Here is a 1,078-nt window from a genome sequence, read left to right on the forward strand (position 1 = left end):
GTCACCGAGGACGCAGGTGACCTGGCCGGGGAAGACCTGGAGGTCGACGCCGTGCAGGGCGCGGATGTTGCCGTAGGACTTGCCCGCGTTGCGGAGTTCGACGAGCGGCGCGTCCTTCGCCCCCTTCTCGGGGACGGTGTCCGGGATGATCTCGCCGTGGGTGCCGGACTTGTCAATGGATGTCATGGGGTCACCTCCGGGTCGCCGACTGGCGGACCCACAAGTTGATGAGCACGGCGCCGAGCAGCATCACACCGAGGAACGCCTTGAACCAGTCGGGGTTCCAGTTGGCGTAGACGATGCCCTGCTGGACCATGCCGAACATGAAGGCACCGAAGACCGGGCCGATCGCGGAGCCGTAGCCACCGGTCAGCAGACAGCCGCCGATGACGGCCGCGGAGATGTAGATCAGCTCCTGGCCGACGCCCTCGCCGGACTGGACGGTGTTGAAGGTGAAGAGCTGGTGCATGCCGACGAACCAGGCGCCGAAGCCGACCAGCATGAACAGCGAGATCTTGGTGAAGGTGACCGGGACACCGACGGCTCGGGCGCTGTCCTTGTTGCCGCCGACCGCGAAGATCCAGTTGCCGTACTTGGTGCGCAGCAGCACCCAGGTGGCGATGGCCGCGAAGACCAGCCAGTAGAAGACGGTGATCTTGACCTGGACGCCGCCGATGTCAAAGGACGAGGCGAAGATCTTCCTGGCCTGGTCGAAGCCGTCCATGTTGCTGATGTCGTCGGTGGCGACGTTGGTGGTGACCAGCTTCGTGATGGCGAGGTTGGCACCTTGCAGGATCAGGAAGGTGCCCAGAGTGATCAGGAAGCTGGGCAGTCCGGTCTTGACGACCATCCAGCCGTTGAACGCGCCGATCGCCAGCGACACGAGCAGCGCGACGATCACACCGACCCACACGTTCATGGTGAGTTGGTAGCTGAGCATGCTCGCGGTGAGCGCCGAGCTGATCACCGCGACACCGGCCGACAGGTCGAACTCGCCGCCGATCATCAGCAGCGCCACCGGCAGCGCCATGATGCCGATCGTCGACGACTGGTACAGCACCGTCGCCATCGAACTGCC

Annotated in this window: 1 protein-coding gene and 1 pseudogene; both read right to left on the reverse strand. The window is 64.7% G+C overall.

Annotated elements, in window-relative coordinates; genetic code table 11:
* Window positions 1-186: pseudogene (locus tag ACWDR3_RS47835) on the reverse strand (sugar ABC transporter ATP-binding protein); the annotation flags it as partial.
* A gap of 4 nt (window positions 187-190) precedes the next feature.
* The coding region (locus tag ACWDR3_RS47840) for an ABC transporter permease (protein WP_450358956.1) at window positions 191-1,078 on the reverse strand (888 nt) is incomplete at its 5' end.

The organism is Streptomyces sp. NPDC001002 (assembly GCF_053599215.1).